The following is a 15,772-nucleotide window of genomic DNA, read 5'->3' as shown; positions in this document are numbered from 1 at the left end:
TTGAGGGATTGCACAAAAACAAAGGCGCGGAGCCTTTCGACTCCGCGCCAGGAACCCGTGTGCGCCTTGTTGGATCAGGCTGCTTCGGCGGGAATTTGGTCCAGGGCTGTTTCCAGCTCGACAAAGCTGGGCTGCATCTTGGAAGGCACGCCACCGCGGCCGATCTCGACGGAGATCTGGGCGGCATTGCCGTGCAGGTGGGCCACCAGCACATCCTGGATAATCTTGTAGAAGGCATGCTCTTCATCATAGACAGCCTGCATATAGGCCGCGAACGGACCGACAAAGCCGTAGGCGATAAAGACGCCAAGGAAGGTTCCGACCAGCGCGCCGCCGATATAGCCACCGAGGACGGCCGGCGGGCTTTCGATCGCGCCCATCGTCTTGATGACACCCAGCACGGCGGCAACGATGCCCAGGGCCGGCAGGCCATCGGCCATGGTCTGCATGGCATGGGCCGGATCGGCGGCTTCGTGATGGTGCTTTTCCAGCTGCTTTTCCATCGCGTCCTCAACCTGGTGCGGATCTTCCAGATTCATCGTCATCATGCGCAGCGTGTCGCAGATGAAGTCGACCGCGAAATGGTCCTTCATGATGCGCGGATAACGGGTGAAGATGGTGCTTTCCTTGGGGTTCTCGATATGGCTTTCCAGCGCAATCACCCCTTTTGTCTTCATTGTCTTTGTTAGCAAAAACAAGAGTGACAAGAGGTCGGTATAGTCCTGTCCCTTCCACTTCGAGCCGGTGAAGATCTTGGACAGGTCGCCCAGCGTCTTCATCACCGTTTTCGGCTTGTTGCCGATCAGGAAAGCGCCGACGGCAGCGCCGCCAATCATCATCATCTCGAAGGGCAAGGCCTTCATGATCACGTCGAAATGGCCACCGGCGAGCGAGAAGCCGCCAAACACCATCACGAAAACGACGACAATGCCGATAATCTGAAACATCTACCCGTCCACCACATCTGCCAGGCGGTTTTTCCACCCGATTTGAGCGTACTATGGCGCGGTAAGCTTAATGTCCGGTTGAACGGGCGTTAGATGGCTGTTTACCGGTGGCGGTCGGCAAATACAGATAGCCGTCTTTCGGTTTTGGTGTTGGACGCTCGACGGAACGCGGTCTAGGTCTGGCCGCATGACGCCGCCCTATGATCCAACCAACCCGTCCAGCCAGACCGAGCGGCGCAAGGCCTTTCGCCTGCTTTTCCTGTGCCTGATGGCGACCGGGATCGGCAATAACATGCTGTTCGCCATCCTGCCGCCGCTGGCGCGGGGCCTGGCGGTGCCGGAATACTGGGTTGGCGCGATCTACACGGTGTCCGCCGTCCTCTTCATGACCATGACCCCGATCTGGGGCGCCCTGTCCGACCGGCGCGGGCGCAAGGGCTTCATCGTCTTCGGCCTTTCGGCGTTCGCCTGTTCGACCCTGATCTTCGCGGCGGCCGCCTGGGCCGGGGAGAGCGGATGGGTGCCGCCACTGGCCGCCATTTTCGCCATGGCGCTGGCGCGAACCCTGTTCGGCTCGCTGGGCTCGGCCACCAACCCCGCCGCCCAGGCCTATGTCGCCGACCGCACCACGCCGCTGGAGCGGACCGAAGCCCTGGCCGGTCTGACCGCGGCTTTCGGCATGGGTGCGGTGATCGGCCCGACCCTGGCAGCGACCCTGGTCGAGCTGGTCGGTGTGCCGATCTTCATGGTGATCATTTCCGCCACCGTGGCCCTGGGCGCCTGGGCGGTCTGGCATTTCCTGCCGGAGCAATCACCGCCCAAACAGCAAAACCGGCCGATCAATCCGTTCAAACAATTCGCCTTTGCCGCCGACCCGCGCATCGCGCCCTTTGTCGGCTATGGCTGTGTGACCTGGATCGTGCAATCGCTGAGCCTGTCCACCCTGGCCTTCTTCATCATGGATTCGTTGGGACTGGACGAGGATCAGGGCCTGCAGATGTCCGCCATCGCGCTGGCGGCCGGGGCCGGGGCGCTGATCGTGGCGCAGCTGGTGGTGATCCCGGCGCTCAAGGCCAGCCCGCGCGTTCTGATGACACTCGGCGGCATTATCACCATCGCCGGTTTCGGCCTGATGATCATCGCGCCCAATTATGCCGGTATCGTCACCGCCTATATCCTGATCAGCTTCGCCTTCGGCCTGTCGCGATCCGGCTTTGTCGGTGGCGCCTCGATTGCCGTGGAACCGGAAGAGCAGGGCCGCGCCGCCGGTCTCACGACCGCAACGGCCGGTCTCGGCTTCATCATCGGTCCGGTCGGCGGCCTCTTCATGTACAACCAGCTGGGCCACCTCGTGCCCTATTATGTCGCTGTCGTACTGAGCGTGATCGCCGTCCTCATCGCCTGGTACCACCCGGGCATCCGGCGCGCAGTGGACGTGGTCGAGGTCGAACCGGACGTCTGACTACTCCGCCTGAGCAGCCTGCGCGGCCATCACCACGTCATACATGGTCCGGCCCAGATAGCCGTCGGCGATCAGATCGTTGGCCCGCTGGAAGGCGCGCAGGGCAGCACGGGTATTAGGGCCGGCCAGGCCATCCGGCGTTCCACTGTCAAAACCCAGCGCGTTGAGCGCGGCCTGGACCTCGCGGGTCTGGGAGCGATTGATCGGCGGGTTGTCCTCTGGCCAGGGCCCGACCAGGGCCGCCTCGCCCGCGATACGGTCGGCGAGATGGGCCACCCCGATCGCGTAGGAGGTGGAATTGTTATAGCGCTTGATGACGCGGAAATTGGGGAAGGTCAGAAAACCCGGCCCCTGCCCGCCCGCCGGCAATTCCAGCCGCGCTGCGCGCATCAGGTGATCCGCATCCCATTCCCCTGATGCCGGTGTCAGGCCCAGCATGGCCCACTGGCTGACCAGGCGGGACTGGCCCGGATCCCAGGTGGCGAAATCGAAATCTGCGGGCACAGCGACTTCCAGAATACTCGGCGCGCCGTCGCGCCAACCAGCGCGGGCGAGAAGATTGGCGGCGGAGGCCAGCGCATCCGCCGGGTCGGTCCAGATATTGCGGGTCCCGTCTCCATCCCAGTCATGCGCCCGTTCGAGATAGGTGGTCGGGATGAATTGCATCTGGCCCATGGCGCCGGCCCAAGAGCCGGTTAGCTGGGCGCGGGTCGCATAACCGGACTCCAGCATTTCCGCGACCGCGATCAGCTGGGCCTCGGCCCAGTTACGGCGGCGGCCTTCCCAAGCGAGCGTGGCAAGCGCCTGGACGATATCATTATTGCCCGGAATGGCGCCGTAGGAGCTTTCCAGCCCCCAGATCGCGATCAGGATTTCCGGGCGCACACGGAAATGGGCCGCGATCGCATCGACGTCGGCGCGGTACTCGGCATAGGCATTGCGGCCATTGGTGATGCGCAGGTCCGAGGCCGCAATGTCCAGATAGGACCAGATCGGTCGCACAAATTCAGGCTGGCTGCGATCGCGCTCGATAATGCGCATTTCCGGCTCGAGCCCGTCCAGCATGTCCGCAGCCGTCGCCGCTTCAACGCCGGTCGCGATCAAACGGGTGCGGAAATCCCCCCGCCAGTCGGCAAAGCTCTCCCCGTCTGGCTGGGCCAGGGCAGGCGACACGAACAGGGACACAGTGGCGGCGAGTACGAGCAGTCGACGGATCATCCATTCCTCACGAGCACAGCCGGCTCGAGAAGAAGACGCGGATCGAGCCCGGCAATTTCGATAATAAGCTTGCGTCGCAGCGCGTCCACGAAATCATCATGCTCATTGCTGGGCGAAATAAAGGCGCCCGGCCCGGCAATCACCTGATTCTCGAAATAGGCGCTGACATCGATGGAGACCGAGGGGCGAAACGGGTGCTGACGCCCACCGGCGATCGGCAGGCCATTGATGGTGATATTCGCCGCTTCAGCACGCTGGCGCGCCGCGCTCAGGCTGGAGCCGGAATTCTGCGGTCCGTCGCCGGAGATATCGATGACCTGGCGCACGCCTTCAAAGGCATTCTCTTCCATCAGCGTGACCGCGCTTTCGATCGCGGCGCCGATGGCCGTCCGTCGACCGGACACAAAGGGCGCCGTCGCCAGCGTGGCGGCGAAAACCTGGGCGTCTTGCTCGGTCTCGATCACGGTCCATGGCGCGACCACACGCTGGAAATCCGCATCGGCCCATTCCAGATAAACAACCGCGATCCGGCCATAGCCGCCGCTCTGGATGGCCGAGATGATGTCGGGATCGGCAAGCGCCGCGACATGGCCTTCGCGCTGGCGCCGGGCCTCGGTCTCATCGATCGAGGATGAGACATCGACTGCGAGGACAAGCTCGAGATCAACCAACTCGCGACCGTCCTCAGTGTATTCGTGCGGGCGCGCCTCATCCAGCCAGGGCGCAGGCGCGCGACCGCTGGCGCCAAGCGTCAGGGACAGCACGACAGCGCCAACGAGTGCTAGACCGCGTCTCACGGCGCGCGGCCGGCCGCAGTGCCGTAGAGCGGGTCGACCTCGCCATGGCTGGGCAAGGCACCGGCAATTTCGATGATCAACTTGCGCAGGATGGCCTCGCGGAACTCGTCTTCGGTCCGGGCCGGCAGAACGAAGGCCCCCGGTCCGGTGATCACATTTTCGCGGAAATAATCGTCGAGATTGACCTCGACCGGCCGCACCCAGCGACCATTGCCGGAGGAGATGACCGGCAGACCATTGACTACGACTTGCGCCTGATCCGCCATGGCACGAGCCTGTTCCAGCGGCAGGCCCTGGTTTTGCGGACCGTCACCGGAAATATCGATGATCAGACGCGGCGCGTTGTAATCATTGGTCTCAAGGCGCTCGACCGCATCAGCGATGGCGGCACCGATAGCGGTATAATGCCCCCGCTCGAGCGGCGCCGCGGCGACGCGGGACGCAAAGGCCAGCGCATCCTCTTCCGAGCCGATCACGGTCCAGTCGGCGGCGGCACGCTGGAAGCCGCGATCCGCCCATTCCACATAGGTCACCGCAATCCGTCCCAGAGGTCCGCCCTGGATGGAACGGATCACGTCTTCAGAGGCCAGGGCGGCGACATAGCCCTCGCGCTGTCGGCGCGCCTCTTCCTCGTCCACGGAATAGGAAATATCGACGGCGAGCACGAGCTCGACATCGACATCGATCGAACCGGGCTGAACCGCAAAAGACGCCGATTCAGCCACGAAAAAGGCCGCCAGTGCGGCGGCACATGTCTTACCCAAGCCTGTCATGGCGCGCACACTATGGAGCGCGCCTCGGCGGGGCAACTTTCGATGTTGTAAGGCAAGGCCGAGGCGGATCAGGTGTTACCGCCAAACCTCATCATAGAGTGCGATGATCTCGTCCGCGGTCGGAATGCGCGGATTATTGCCGGGTGATCCGGAGGCCAGCGCCTGCTCGGCCATGAGGGGGCGCAACTGCTGCCAGCGCTCTGGCGAAATGCCGAACCCGGCCGGCGTCGGCACGTCCAGCTCGTCATTCAGGGCCTGCAGGTCTGCAAGCAGCGCCTCATTGGCGTGATCATCGCTCACAGCCTCGCCGACCAGCCCCATCGCCCGGGCGCAATCGGCATAGCGCTCGGGTGCCGCCGGGATGGACCAGCGGGTGATGGCGGGCAGGAGCATGGCGTTGGAAAGCCCGTGCGGGACATGGAAGAAGGCACCGATCGGTCGGCTCATCCCGTGCACGAGGGCGACCGAGGCATTGGAAAAGGCGATGCCACCGAAACAGGCCCCGATCAGCAGGGCCTCGCGCGCCGCGCGATCCTCGCCATCATGGAAGGCGCGACGCAGATTGGGGGCAATGAGGCGCATCGCGGCCAAGGCCTGCTGATCCGAGAAGGGCGAGGCCTTGCGGCTGACATAGGCCTCGATGGCGTGGGTCAGCGCGTCGATCCCGGTATCCGCTGTCACCCGCTTGGGCAGGGACAGGGTCAGGTCGGGATCGAGGATGGCGGCGACCGGCATGAAGGCGAGCCCCATGCACAGCATTTTCTCGTCATTCTCCGGATCGGTGATAACCGTGACACGGGTCGCTTCCGATCCCGTTCCCGCGGTGGTCGGAATGGCGATCACCGGCAGGCCCGGCTCGTCGACGATGCGCGGCACCTTGTAGTCCCGCATCCGTCCGCCATGCGGCCCAAGCACGGCGAGCGCCTTGGCAGTGTCGATTGCACTCCCCCCGCCCAGGGCGACGAGGCCGTCATAGGGCGCACCGTCGAGGCCCGCCGTCAGGATGGCCTGGGCCGCGATGACCGAGGTCTCGGTGGGTTCCGGCTCGGTCGCGTCGAAAACGCCGTAGGCCAGGCCGGCTTCATCGAGATGGGCGATCAGCCGATCAACATAGCCCAGCTGGGCCATGGTCGAGTCGGTGACGATCATAGGCCGGACCACGCGGCAGCGCCTGAGCAGGTCTGCGACCTCCCCGAAAGCGCCGGAACCGGTCCGGATCAAGCGCGGCAATACGAGGCTAGCGGTCATGACAACTCCTGCATTTGGCCATCAGCCGATGTGACGACCGAACCAGTCCAGCGTTCGCGACCAGGCCAGAGTGGCGGCGGCTTCATCGTAGCGGGGCGTGGTATCGTTGTGGAAGCCGTGATTGGCACCGTCATAGACATGCACTTCGAAGGTTTTTCCAGTCGCCTGCAAGGCCGCCTCATAGTCCGGCCAGCCAGCATTGATGCGATCATCATTGCCCGCATAGTGCAGCTGGAGCGGTGCCTCGATGCCCGGCACATCCTCGGTCGCGGCCTGGCGTCCATAGTAGGGCACGGCGCACGCCATCTCCGGATAGGCCACGGCCAGCGCATTGCAGACACCCCCGCCATAGCAGAAGCCGACCGCACCGACCCGGCCGGTCGAAAGCGCATGTCCCGCCAGGAACTCGAAGCCGGCGAAGAAGTCCGACAGCAGGCGTTGGGGGTCGAGTTGGCGTTGCATCACCCGCCCCTCATCATCATTGCCGGGATAACCGCCCAGCGTTGTCAGTCCGTCCGGGCCCAGGGCCAGATAGCCGGCCTTGGCGCAGCGGCGCACGACATCCTCGATATAGGGATTGAGGCCGCGATTTTCGTGCACAACCAGGACCGCGCCGAAGGGGCCCGGCCCCGCGGGACGCGCGAGCAGACCCTCGACTTCGCCATACCCGTCCGGCGAGGGGTAGCGGATGCGCTCGGTGACAATATCCGGATCATCGGGCGCGACCTGCTGGGCGAGGGCATAGTCCGGCTGCAGGGCTTCCAGAACAGCCGCAGCACTGACGCCGGCAATGGTGAGACGGGTCGCACGGCTGAGAAATTCGCGCTTGGTCATCTGGCCGTGAACATAGCCGTCAAACAAGTCGAGTATGCGCTGGTCGAAATCCGCGGCGGTCTTGCGGGTCATGTGGGGCCCTCCCTTGTCCGTGGCCTGAGACTAGGGCATCCCGGTCGCGCGGCAATTCTTCGCCGGGGCAGGGCTGCGTGACATGCGCATTTCGCGCACCTGACACGTTGACAGGCCGCAAATGCTCCAGTATCTCCCGCGCTCCGTTGAATTACGCTTGTAACGCGAAGGCCATACGATGAAAGTCCGCAGCTCGATCAAATCGCTGAAAAACCGCCACCGCGATTGCCAGGTCGTGAAGCGCCGTGGCCGCATCTACGTGATCAACAAGACCGATCCGCGCTTCAAAGCGCGCGCCGGTTAGTCGACGCGTCGGCAGCGCCTCACCCAGGCGCGCCCGCTTATCAGCATGAATGCCGCTTGCCCCGTGCATCGAAAAGGTGCGCGGGTTTTGCGTTGAGGAGATGGCATGACGACGAAAGCCGTTCTGTGGGATCTCGGCAATGTCCTCCTGGACTGGTCGCCCGCCTATCTCTACTCAAAACTCTTCGCGACCGACGCCGAGTGCCAGCACTTCCTCGAGAATGTCTGCACGATGGACTGGCATGCCGCCCATGATCGCGGCGTGCCGATGGCCGAGAATCGCCTGCTCCTGATCGAGGCTCATCCGCATCTCGAGGACGCGATCCGCGCCTGGGAAACCGGTTTCGAGCAAATGCTCAACGGCGCCGTTGACGGGACGCCTGCGATCATGGACGCCCTGGCCGACCATGGCGTGCCGCAATATGCGCTGACCAATCTGCCCGCGGAGTGGGTCGAGCCGGTCAATCGCCTCTACCCGCAAATGCGCCACATGAAGGACGTCATCGTCTCGGCCCATGAAGGCGTGATCAAGCCGGATCCGAAGATCTATGCGGTCACGGATGCCCGCCTGCCCTTCTCGCCGCACGAGGTTGTCTTCTTCGACGACCGCCAGGTGAATGTCGATGCGGCCCGCGCCCACGGCTTTGACGCCGAGCTGTTCACCGGCAAGGCCGCCCTGAGCGCCGCGCTGGAATCCCGCGACCTGCTCGTCTCGGCCTGATAACAGGCTTCCGGCCTGCCGGACTGCGAACCTTCCCCTTACGTCAACACCGCCTGCGCCGCAGCGCCGCACCTAATGCTGCAGGTGCGCACTATTCACATCGGCAGGTTTTGATTTACATACATACCCAGTCATCGAAACTCGGAGATGCCCGGCCCAAGACCGGGACCCGGTTTCGTCGTGAATGCGGTCGATAAGAGGGCGCGAGGAGAGACAAGATGGATCTGAATTTCACCTCCGAGGAGGAGGCCTTCCGCCAGGAAGTCCGCGACTTCCTCAAGGACAATCTGTCCGAGGAGCTGGCCACCAAGGTGCGCAATGGTCGCGACCTGAACAAGGCCGATATGGAAAACTGGCACGCCACGCTGAACCGTCAGGGCTGGCTGGCACCGGGCTGGCCGGTCGAGCATGGCGGCACGGACTGGAATTCGGTCCACATGCACATTTTCGAGGAAGAGCTGGCCCGCGCCAATGCGCCGCGCACGGTTCCCTTCGGCCTCAACATGCTGGGTCCGGTGCTGATCAAGTTCGGCACGGAAGAGCAGAAGGCGACCATCCTGCCGCGCATCCTGTCCGGTGAGGACTGGTGGTGTCAGGGCTATTCCGAGCCGGGTGCCGGTTCCGACCTGGCCAGCCTGAAGACTCGCGCCATCCGCGATGGTGATGATTACATTATCAATGGGCAGAAGACCTGGACCACGCTGGGCCAGTTCGCCAACAAGATCTTCTGCCTTGTCCGCACCTCGACCGAAGGCAAGCGCCAGGAAGGCATTTCCTTCATCCTCGTCGATCTCGAGACGCCGGGCATTGAAATGCGCCCGATCAAGCTGATCGAGGGCGGCTATGAGGTGAATGAGGTCTTCTTCACCGATGTCCGTGTTCCCGCTGCCAATATGGTCGGCGAGGAGAATATGGGCTGGACGATCGCCAAATACCTGCTTGGCCACGAACGCACGAATATCGCTGGTGTCGGCGCCTCCAGCGAAGCGCTCAGCCAGCTCAAGGCGCTGGCTCGCAAGGTCAAGCGCAAGGGCAAGCCGCTGGCCCAGGACCCGATCTTCGCGGCCAAGGTGGCCGAGGTCGAGATCGATCTGGAAGCCATGCGCATGACCAATCTGCGCATGCTGTCCGGCGTCGCCGATGCGCAGGGTTCGGTCTCCTCCATGCTGAAGATCAAGGGCACGGTGATCCGCCAGGCCATCAATGACCTGTCACGTCGCGCCCTGGGTGCCACGGCGGCCCCCTTCCCGTCGGAAGACGTGATCGGCAATTACGCCATCGCCCCGGCGGAAGCGGCCTCGAATGCGGCCAACTACTTCAACAATCGCAAACTCTCGATCTTTGGCGGATCGAACGAGATCCAGCGCAATATCATCGCCAAAGAAACCTTCGGAGCCTGATCCATGGATTTCACGCCGACTGAAGATCGCCGCATGATCGGCGATAGCCTGCGTCGCTATCTGGCCGACCAGTACCCGATCGAACACCGCAACCAGGTCGCTTATGAAGGCGATTTCCACGACCCGGCCAAATGGGCCGAGCTGGCCGAACTCGGCATTCTTGGCGCGCTCGTGTCGGAGGAGGATGGCGGGTTCGGGGGTGCCGGTTTCGATATCACCACCGTGTTCGAGGAAATGGGTCGCGCCATCTGTGCCGAACCCATGCTGGGCAATCTCATGGCGCTGCGCCTCTATGCCGCCCATGGCGAGGCGGAACGCATCGAAGCGATCATCGCGGGCGCGGAAAAAGCTGCCTTCGGCTTCGACGAAAGCGACGCTTATGGCGATCTCGACAGCATCACGACCAGCGCCAGCGGCGACACGCTGACCGGTCGCAAGACAGTGGTCTATGGCGGACATTGCGCCGACCACATCCTGGTCGCGGCCCAGTCGGGCGGCGGCAAGCTGGGCCTCTACGAAGTCGCTGCCGCAGACGCGGAAGTCCTCTCCTACGCCATGATCGACGGCGCCGGTGCGGCCGAGATCATTCTCGACAAGACCAAGGCGCGTTGCCTTGCCGAAGACGCGCGCGACGCCATCGAGCTGGCCCTGGATGCCGGACGCGTCGCCCTGTGCGCTGAAGCCGTTGGCGCCATGGATGTGCTCAAGGTGATGACCAAGGATTATCTGATGCAGCGCCAGCAATTCGGTCGTCCGATCGCGCTCTTCCAGGCCCTGCAGCACCGTCTGGTCGATTTCTCCATCGAGATCGAACAGGCCCGATCGATCACCATCCACGCTGCGGCGAAGCTGGACGAAGGCGACGCCAAGGCACGCGCCCTTGCAGTGGCCCAGGCCAAGAACCTCATCGGCCGGGCCGGCAAGCTGGTCGCCGAGGAAGCCGTGCAGATGCATGGCGGGATCGGCATGACCTGGGAATATTCCGGGTCGCACTATGCCAAACGCCTGATCATGATCGACCACCAGCTGGGCGATACCGAAGACCAGCTGCGCACAGCCATGGCGCTGTCGGACATCGCCGAAAGCGCCTGATGAAATGAGGGGCGGGCTTGGCGGACACGCTGCCCGCCCCTCATTTCCTATGCAAGCCATTGTCGCCCCGAAGGAATTACGGTTCAATCCGGGTTCGGGGCCAATCCCGGCTTCGGTGGGCGGGAGGCGGTTGCGCGGATGCGTGATCTCAGGGCAAGCGCGATAATACTGATTGCCTGCCTGGCCGCCGGCATAACCTCATTCGGACTGGCCATTCCCCCGGGTTTCCTCGCACCGCTCTGGCTGCCTGGCGCCGTCATTCTCGCCGCTGTCCTGCTGGTCGGATACCGCGCCTTGCCCGCCATCGGCCTGGGCGTATTCCTGCTCACCCTGCCTTACGGCTTCTACGTCCTGGAAGCCGGGCCCTGGCGTTCCCTGGGCGGAAGTCTCGGCCTGGCAGTCGCGGCAGTACTTCAGGCTGCCTTCGCGAGACGCCTCCTCCAGCCCGCGCCCGGCCACAGCGCCGCGCTGGAAACCGGCACGGAGCTCGTCCGCCTGATTGTCCTGGGCGCCATCCTGGCCAGCATGGCCGGTTCTGTGTTCGCCTCGGCATGGCTGACCATTGGCGGCTTCGGACCGCCCGATCTCGACTTCGGGTCCGCCTTTGCCCGAAACTGGGCCGGCAATGCCGTAGCTGCCGCCGCGATCACGCCCGTGCTCCTTATCCTCTTTGAGAAGGATCGCGTCAGTCGGCGACGCAAACGCAATATCGCCCTGGTCTTCGCGATCCTGGCGACCATCAGCCTGACCACTTTCGCCCTTACACGGCTGGCCGCACTGGACCAGCGTCGGGAACATTTCGAGACGGAGGTGACCGAAGACCATATCGCCTTGCAGGAAAGCCTGAATGCGGCACGGCGCAGGCTGGAATCGCTGAATGGCTTTTTCGCCGCCTCCGAAGATGTTTCGGCAGAAGAGTTTTCCGTCTTTGTTGACATCGGCTTTGAGCAAGTCGCCAGTGCAAGCTCCATTCACTGGCTGGTCGTTGACGAGGGTCCGAACGTGTCGCGCCATGCCCTCCTGGCACCAGTGGAGGGGATTCGGTTCGAGTCCGGTCGGCAGCTCATGGTCGCCGCTGACCGGCATTTGGCGTCGGACTATTTCTTCGACGGCCTGCCTGATCTGGTGAATGCGTCGCTGGAGACCGGGCGCCTGTCCGCATCACCCCTCAACGCCTCCGGCCGGGGGGCCTGGATCGCCCTTGCAATTCCCGCCTTCCAGGGACGCGCGATTCCCTCCGGCATGAGCGAGCGACGACAGGCGCTCCGCGGCGTCGCGGTCGGGACGTTCCGCATCGACACCATCCTCCAGCCCGCCTTTGCGAATGAGGGCTCAGTTTATTCCTATCGCATTCGTGGGCTGGACGCGGCAGGCCGAACGATCTGGCAACATGGCAGTGCCCTCGCGGGGGCACGGCTCATGACCAGCCGGGAGTTGCCGGTCGGCGACCAGCTCTGGCAAATCGACTATGTCGCCACGGACCGGTTCCTCATGGATGAACAGGATTGGATATCCTGGGCCGTGATCGTGGTCGGCTTCTGCTTCATCGCTGTACTCAACGCCCTGGCCATGCTTTCGACAGCGCGAACCGATCTGGTCCAGCGCCTGGTTGACGAGAAAACAGACGAGACCCGCACCCTCTCCAACAATCTCGCGCTGATCCTCGAGCACGCGGCCGACGCCATCATGAGCTTCGATGCCGACGGCAGGGGCGTGCTGGTCAATCCAGCCGCCGGCGAGCTGTTTGGCTATGCGCCGGAGGAACTGACGGGCGAGGTCATTCACGACATAATCCACCCGGTTGACATGCAGGGCCGCCCCCATACGCGTGCCGACTGCGAGATGATCCGGGAGGCCGAGAGGCACAGCCCCCATGCCGGCTTTGACCGGTTTCGGCGCAAGGATGGCAGCGACTTCTTTGCCGAATATGCGACTGAGACCATGCGCGACGACGCGGGCCGCCCGACGGGCGCAGTAACGGTTGTCCGCGATATCACGGAGCGCGTCGAAGCGGAGGCAGACCGGGAGCGCTTCATCGAGCGTCTGACGCGCGCCAATGAGGAGCTGGAACGCTTTGCCTTCGTCGCCAGCCATGATCTGCAGGAGCCGCTGCGACTGATCTCGAATTTCACCGGCCTTCTGGCCAGCCGCTATGGCGATCGACTCGACGATACCGGCCAGACCTATATCCAGCACACACTGGATGCGACGGTACGCATGCAGACCCTCATCACCGACCTGCTCGCCTATGGCCGCCTGAACTCCGATGCCGACGCCACGCGAACCGAGATTGAGCTGGGCAAGCTGGTCCAGGACACGTTCAAGACCCTTGGCCCGTCCGTGCAGGCTGTTCGGGACCATATTCACATTGGCGAGCTGCCCGTGGTCCGGGGGCACCCGGCCCGACTGGCGCAGCTGATACAAAATCTCATCAGCAATGCGGTGAAGTTTCAGCCTCAGGGCCAAACAGCCGAAGTCTGGATTTCCGCCGAAGATGGCGACGATGTCTGGACGATTTCCGTTGCCGACAACGGAATCGGCATCAAACGCGAGTACCGCGATCAGATTTTCCAGCCCTTCAAGCGCCTGCATTCGCCAGATGCCTATCCCGGCAGCGGGATGGGTCTCGCCATCAGCCGGAAAATTGTTGAATCCCATGGCGGTGTGATAACCATTTCCGACAATAAGCCTCATGGAAGCATTTTCCGCTTCACGCTGCCCAAAACCGCTCCCAAGCCCAAGCCGGACCCTGGGACCGAGCCGACAGAATCCGAATGAAGAAGATGCCTCGCGCTGCCAAAATACTGATTGTGGAAGATAATTCCGGTGACGAGTTTCTCGTGCGCGACGCATTCGAACGCGGCAAGGCACGCCATGAACTTGAAGTGGCTCGTGACGGCGAAGCGGCACTGGACCGGCTACGGGGCCTCGGGGAGCATGCTGACAAGCCGACACCCGATATCATTCTACTGGACCTGAACCTGCCGAAGATTGACGGGCGCGACGTGCTGAAGAGCCTCAAGGATGATGATCGACTCGCCAATATTCCGGTCCTGATCCTGACCACCTCATCATCCGAGGCCGATGTTGATCGCTGTTACGCCCTGCACGCCAATGCCTACATGACCAAACCGTTCGACGCGCTGGGCTATGAGGAAATCGTGGAAGCCGTCGAGGCCTTCTGGCTCGCGACGGCCGTCCTGCCGACCGCATCCCCGACCGCGCACTGATACGGCCTTAAATCTCGTCCACTTTCTGGTGAGACCATCTGGACGCAGCCGCCCCTGCGGCTATGTTTTGTCCATGACACCCATTTTCCTTTCCGGCCTCCTCCTGCTGACTGCCGCTCAGGACGCTCCCGAAGCGGACGTGCAGATCGCGCCACAGACAGAATTCCAGACGCCGGAAGAGCGCCTGACCGAGCGCCTCAACGCGCTGGCTGAGGCCGGTCCGCGCGAAGCGGCGCCGCTGGTCGACGAGATCCATGCCTTGTGGGCGCATTCAGGCAGCGACACGATTTCCCTGCTCATGGACCGTGGACGCGCTGCGGAACAGGCAGAAAACGCCGACATCGCGGCGCGCATGTATGATCATGTAACCCAGCTCGATCCCGATTTTGCCGAAGGTTGGCTGGCCGCCGGCCGAATGGCCGCACAGGCGGAGGACTGGGGCTATGCCCTGGAAACACTCAATACCGCTCTCACCCTCGAACCGCGCCGCTATGACGCCTATCTGACCATTGCCCGCCTGCTCGAGCGTGCCAATGAGATTGAGGCCGCGCTGGAAGCCTATGAGGACGCGCTGGCCATCTACCCGGCCCATGAAGCCGCCACCGAAGCGCGTGACCGCCTGCTCGCCCTGCAATCCGGACGGGCGCTCTGACCGGTGCCCCTGGCCGGATACATCATCGCCGGACTTGCTGTCGGCCTCGCCGCTCTGATGGCCCTCAGCTGGATTCTGGCCAGGCGCGCCATAGACACAATCGAGGCACGTTTTCCGCCCAGGGCCGAATTCATCGCTATTGACGGCGTCCGCCTCCATCTTCGCCAGACCGGCCCGGCGCATGGATCAGCCATTCTTGTCCTGCACGGCGCGGCCTCCAATCTCGAAGAACCCCATCTAGCTCTCGGGGATACCTTCTCCGGCGAGCGCGTTCTCTGGCTCGACCGCCCGGGTCTCGGCTGGAGCGAACGCCCGGCCGGCCCCTGGTCACCCGAACGCGAGGCAAAGCTGATTGCCCGCCTGCTGGAGACGCTCGAGGTCGGGCCTGTCACCGTCATTGGCCATTCCTGGGGCGGCGCCATCGCCCTGCGCCTGGCGATGGACTATCCCGACAGGGTCGACAGTGTCGTGCTGATCGCACCGGCGCTCTCGGCCTGGATTGGTGATGCCGCCTGGTTCAACGCCGCCAGCTTCTGGCCGATCCTTGGCCCCCTCATCACCCATGTCATTGTCCCGCTCATCGGTGAGGAGCAGGCCCGCTCCGGTGCGGTCAGCGCCTTCCACCCGGAAGAGCTTCCCGACGACTATCTGGAGCAATCGGCCCTGCCGCTCCTGTTGAGGCCCTCGACCTGGCGTGCCAATGCCCGCGACATGATGGAAGTGAATCACCATCTTGAAGTCCAGGAAGACCGCTACGAAGACACCCATCAACCCACCATGATCATCAATGCCCGGGCTGACACGGTGCTATGGGCGCATCGGCATGGCGGAATGGTGTCGCAGCGCATGCCCCGAGCGACATTGCAGTGGGTCTCCGGCGCCGGCCACAACCTGCATCATCACCATCCCGCCATCATACTGGAAGCGGTGCACAAAGTGCGCGAACAGGCCCGTGACCTTGCAGGAAATACCGTGATGACTGGCCCCGCCGCTTGAGGCCGGACAGGGCTGGAATTAGTCTCC

15 protein-coding genes are annotated in these 15,772 nt (G+C 63.5%); 9 read left to right on the top strand and 6 right to left on the bottom strand.

Going from position 1 to position 15,772, the window contains the following annotated elements:
- Positions 1-74: 74 nt before the first annotated feature.
- Complete coding sequence (gene motA, locus Q0X62_RS05525; RefSeq protein ID WP_297732552.1) at positions 75-947, bottom strand: flagellar motor stator protein MotA; 873 nt, start codon at positions 945-947, stop codon at positions 75-77.
- Between the two features lie 187 nt (positions 948-1,134).
- On the opposite strand from motA, the gene Q0X62_RS05520 reads away from it, so the two are divergent.
- Complete coding sequence (locus Q0X62_RS05520; RefSeq protein ID WP_297732550.1) at positions 1,135-2,409, top strand: MFS transporter; 1,275 nt, start codon at positions 1,135-1,137, stop codon at positions 2,407-2,409.
- Here the strand turns inward: Q0X62_RS05520 and Q0X62_RS05515 are convergent, their stop codons facing one another.
- From Q0X62_RS05515 to yghX, 5 genes are all read right to left on the bottom strand, one after another.
- Entirely contained in the window at positions 2,410-3,627 is a 1,218-nt protein-coding gene (locus Q0X62_RS05515; protein ID WP_297732548.1) for a lytic murein transglycosylase, read from the bottom strand.
- Positions 3,624-4,424, bottom strand: a complete 801-nt coding sequence (locus tag Q0X62_RS05510; protein ID WP_297732546.1) for a DUF1194 domain-containing protein — start codon at positions 4,422-4,424, stop codon at positions 3,624-3,626. The genes Q0X62_RS05515 and Q0X62_RS05510 overlap by 4 nt, the downstream gene beginning before the upstream one ends.
- Complete coding sequence (locus Q0X62_RS05505) at positions 4,421-5,197, bottom strand: DUF1194 domain-containing protein (RefSeq protein WP_297732544.1); 777 nt, start codon at positions 5,195-5,197, stop codon at positions 4,421-4,423. Before Q0X62_RS05505 ends, Q0X62_RS05510 begins: the two co-directional genes overlap by 4 nt.
- A gap of 75 nt (positions 5,198-5,272) precedes the next feature.
- Positions 5,273-6,445: an iron-containing alcohol dehydrogenase gene (locus tag Q0X62_RS05500; RefSeq protein WP_297732542.1), complete on the bottom strand. Its 1,173-nt coding sequence runs from the start codon at positions 6,443-6,445 to the stop codon at positions 5,273-5,275.
- Between the two features lie 21 nt (positions 6,446-6,466).
- Positions 6,467-7,351: a YghX family hydrolase gene (gene yghX / locus Q0X62_RS05495; RefSeq protein ID WP_297732540.1), complete on the bottom strand. Its 885-nt coding sequence runs from the start codon at positions 7,349-7,351 to the stop codon at positions 6,467-6,469.
- A 178-nt stretch (positions 7,352-7,529) separates the two neighbouring features.
- On the opposite strand from yghX, the gene ykgO reads away from it, so the two are divergent.
- From ykgO to Q0X62_RS05455, 8 genes are all read left to right on the top strand, one after another.
- Positions 7,530-7,655, top strand: coding sequence for a type B 50S ribosomal protein L36 (gene ykgO, locus Q0X62_RS05490; RefSeq protein WP_075188610.1), 126 nt, complete (start codon positions 7,530-7,532; stop codon positions 7,653-7,655).
- 105 nt (positions 7,656-7,760) lie between these two features.
- The gene (locus tag Q0X62_RS05485; protein WP_297732538.1) at positions 7,761-8,375 is read left to right on the top strand and encodes an HAD family phosphatase; all 615 of its coding nucleotides are present in this window, start codon (positions 7,761-7,763) and stop codon (positions 8,373-8,375) included.
- A 218-nt stretch (positions 8,376-8,593) separates the two neighbouring features.
- Positions 8,594-9,775, top strand: coding sequence for an acyl-CoA dehydrogenase family protein (locus Q0X62_RS05480; protein ID WP_297732536.1), 1,182 nt, complete (start codon positions 8,594-8,596; stop codon positions 9,773-9,775).
- 3 nt (positions 9,776-9,778) lie between these two features.
- A complete protein-coding gene (locus tag Q0X62_RS05475) occupies positions 9,779-10,867 on the top strand; it encodes an acyl-CoA dehydrogenase (protein WP_297732534.1) in 1,089 nt (362 codons plus the stop codon).
- Between the two features lie 138 nt (positions 10,868-11,005).
- Positions 11,006-13,645 (top strand): ATP-binding protein, encoded by a 2,640-nt coding sequence (locus tag Q0X62_RS05470; RefSeq protein ID WP_297732532.1) that lies wholly within the window; start codon positions 11,006-11,008, stop codon positions 13,643-13,645.
- A complete protein-coding gene (locus tag Q0X62_RS05465) occupies positions 13,642-14,097 on the top strand; it encodes a response regulator (protein WP_297732530.1) in 456 nt (151 codons plus the stop codon). The genes Q0X62_RS05470 and Q0X62_RS05465 overlap by 4 nt, the downstream gene beginning before the upstream one ends.
- Positions 14,098-14,170: 73 nt before the next feature.
- A complete protein-coding gene (locus Q0X62_RS05460) occupies positions 14,171-14,749 on the top strand; it encodes a hypothetical protein (protein ID WP_297732528.1) in 579 nt (192 codons plus the stop codon).
- A 3-nt stretch (positions 14,750-14,752) separates the two neighbouring features.
- Positions 14,753-15,745: an alpha/beta hydrolase gene (locus Q0X62_RS05455; RefSeq protein ID WP_297732526.1), complete on the top strand. Its 993-nt coding sequence runs from the start codon at positions 14,753-14,755 to the stop codon at positions 15,743-15,745.
- Positions 15,746-15,772 lie beyond the last annotated feature (27 nt).

It is taken from the genome of uncultured Maricaulis sp. (assembly GCF_947259345.1).
Taxonomy (GTDB): domain Bacteria; phylum Pseudomonadota; class Alphaproteobacteria; order Caulobacterales; family Maricaulaceae; genus Maricaulis.
The sequence above is the reverse complement of the archived record's forward strand: the minus strand, read 5'-3'. Positions and strand labels throughout refer to the sequence as shown.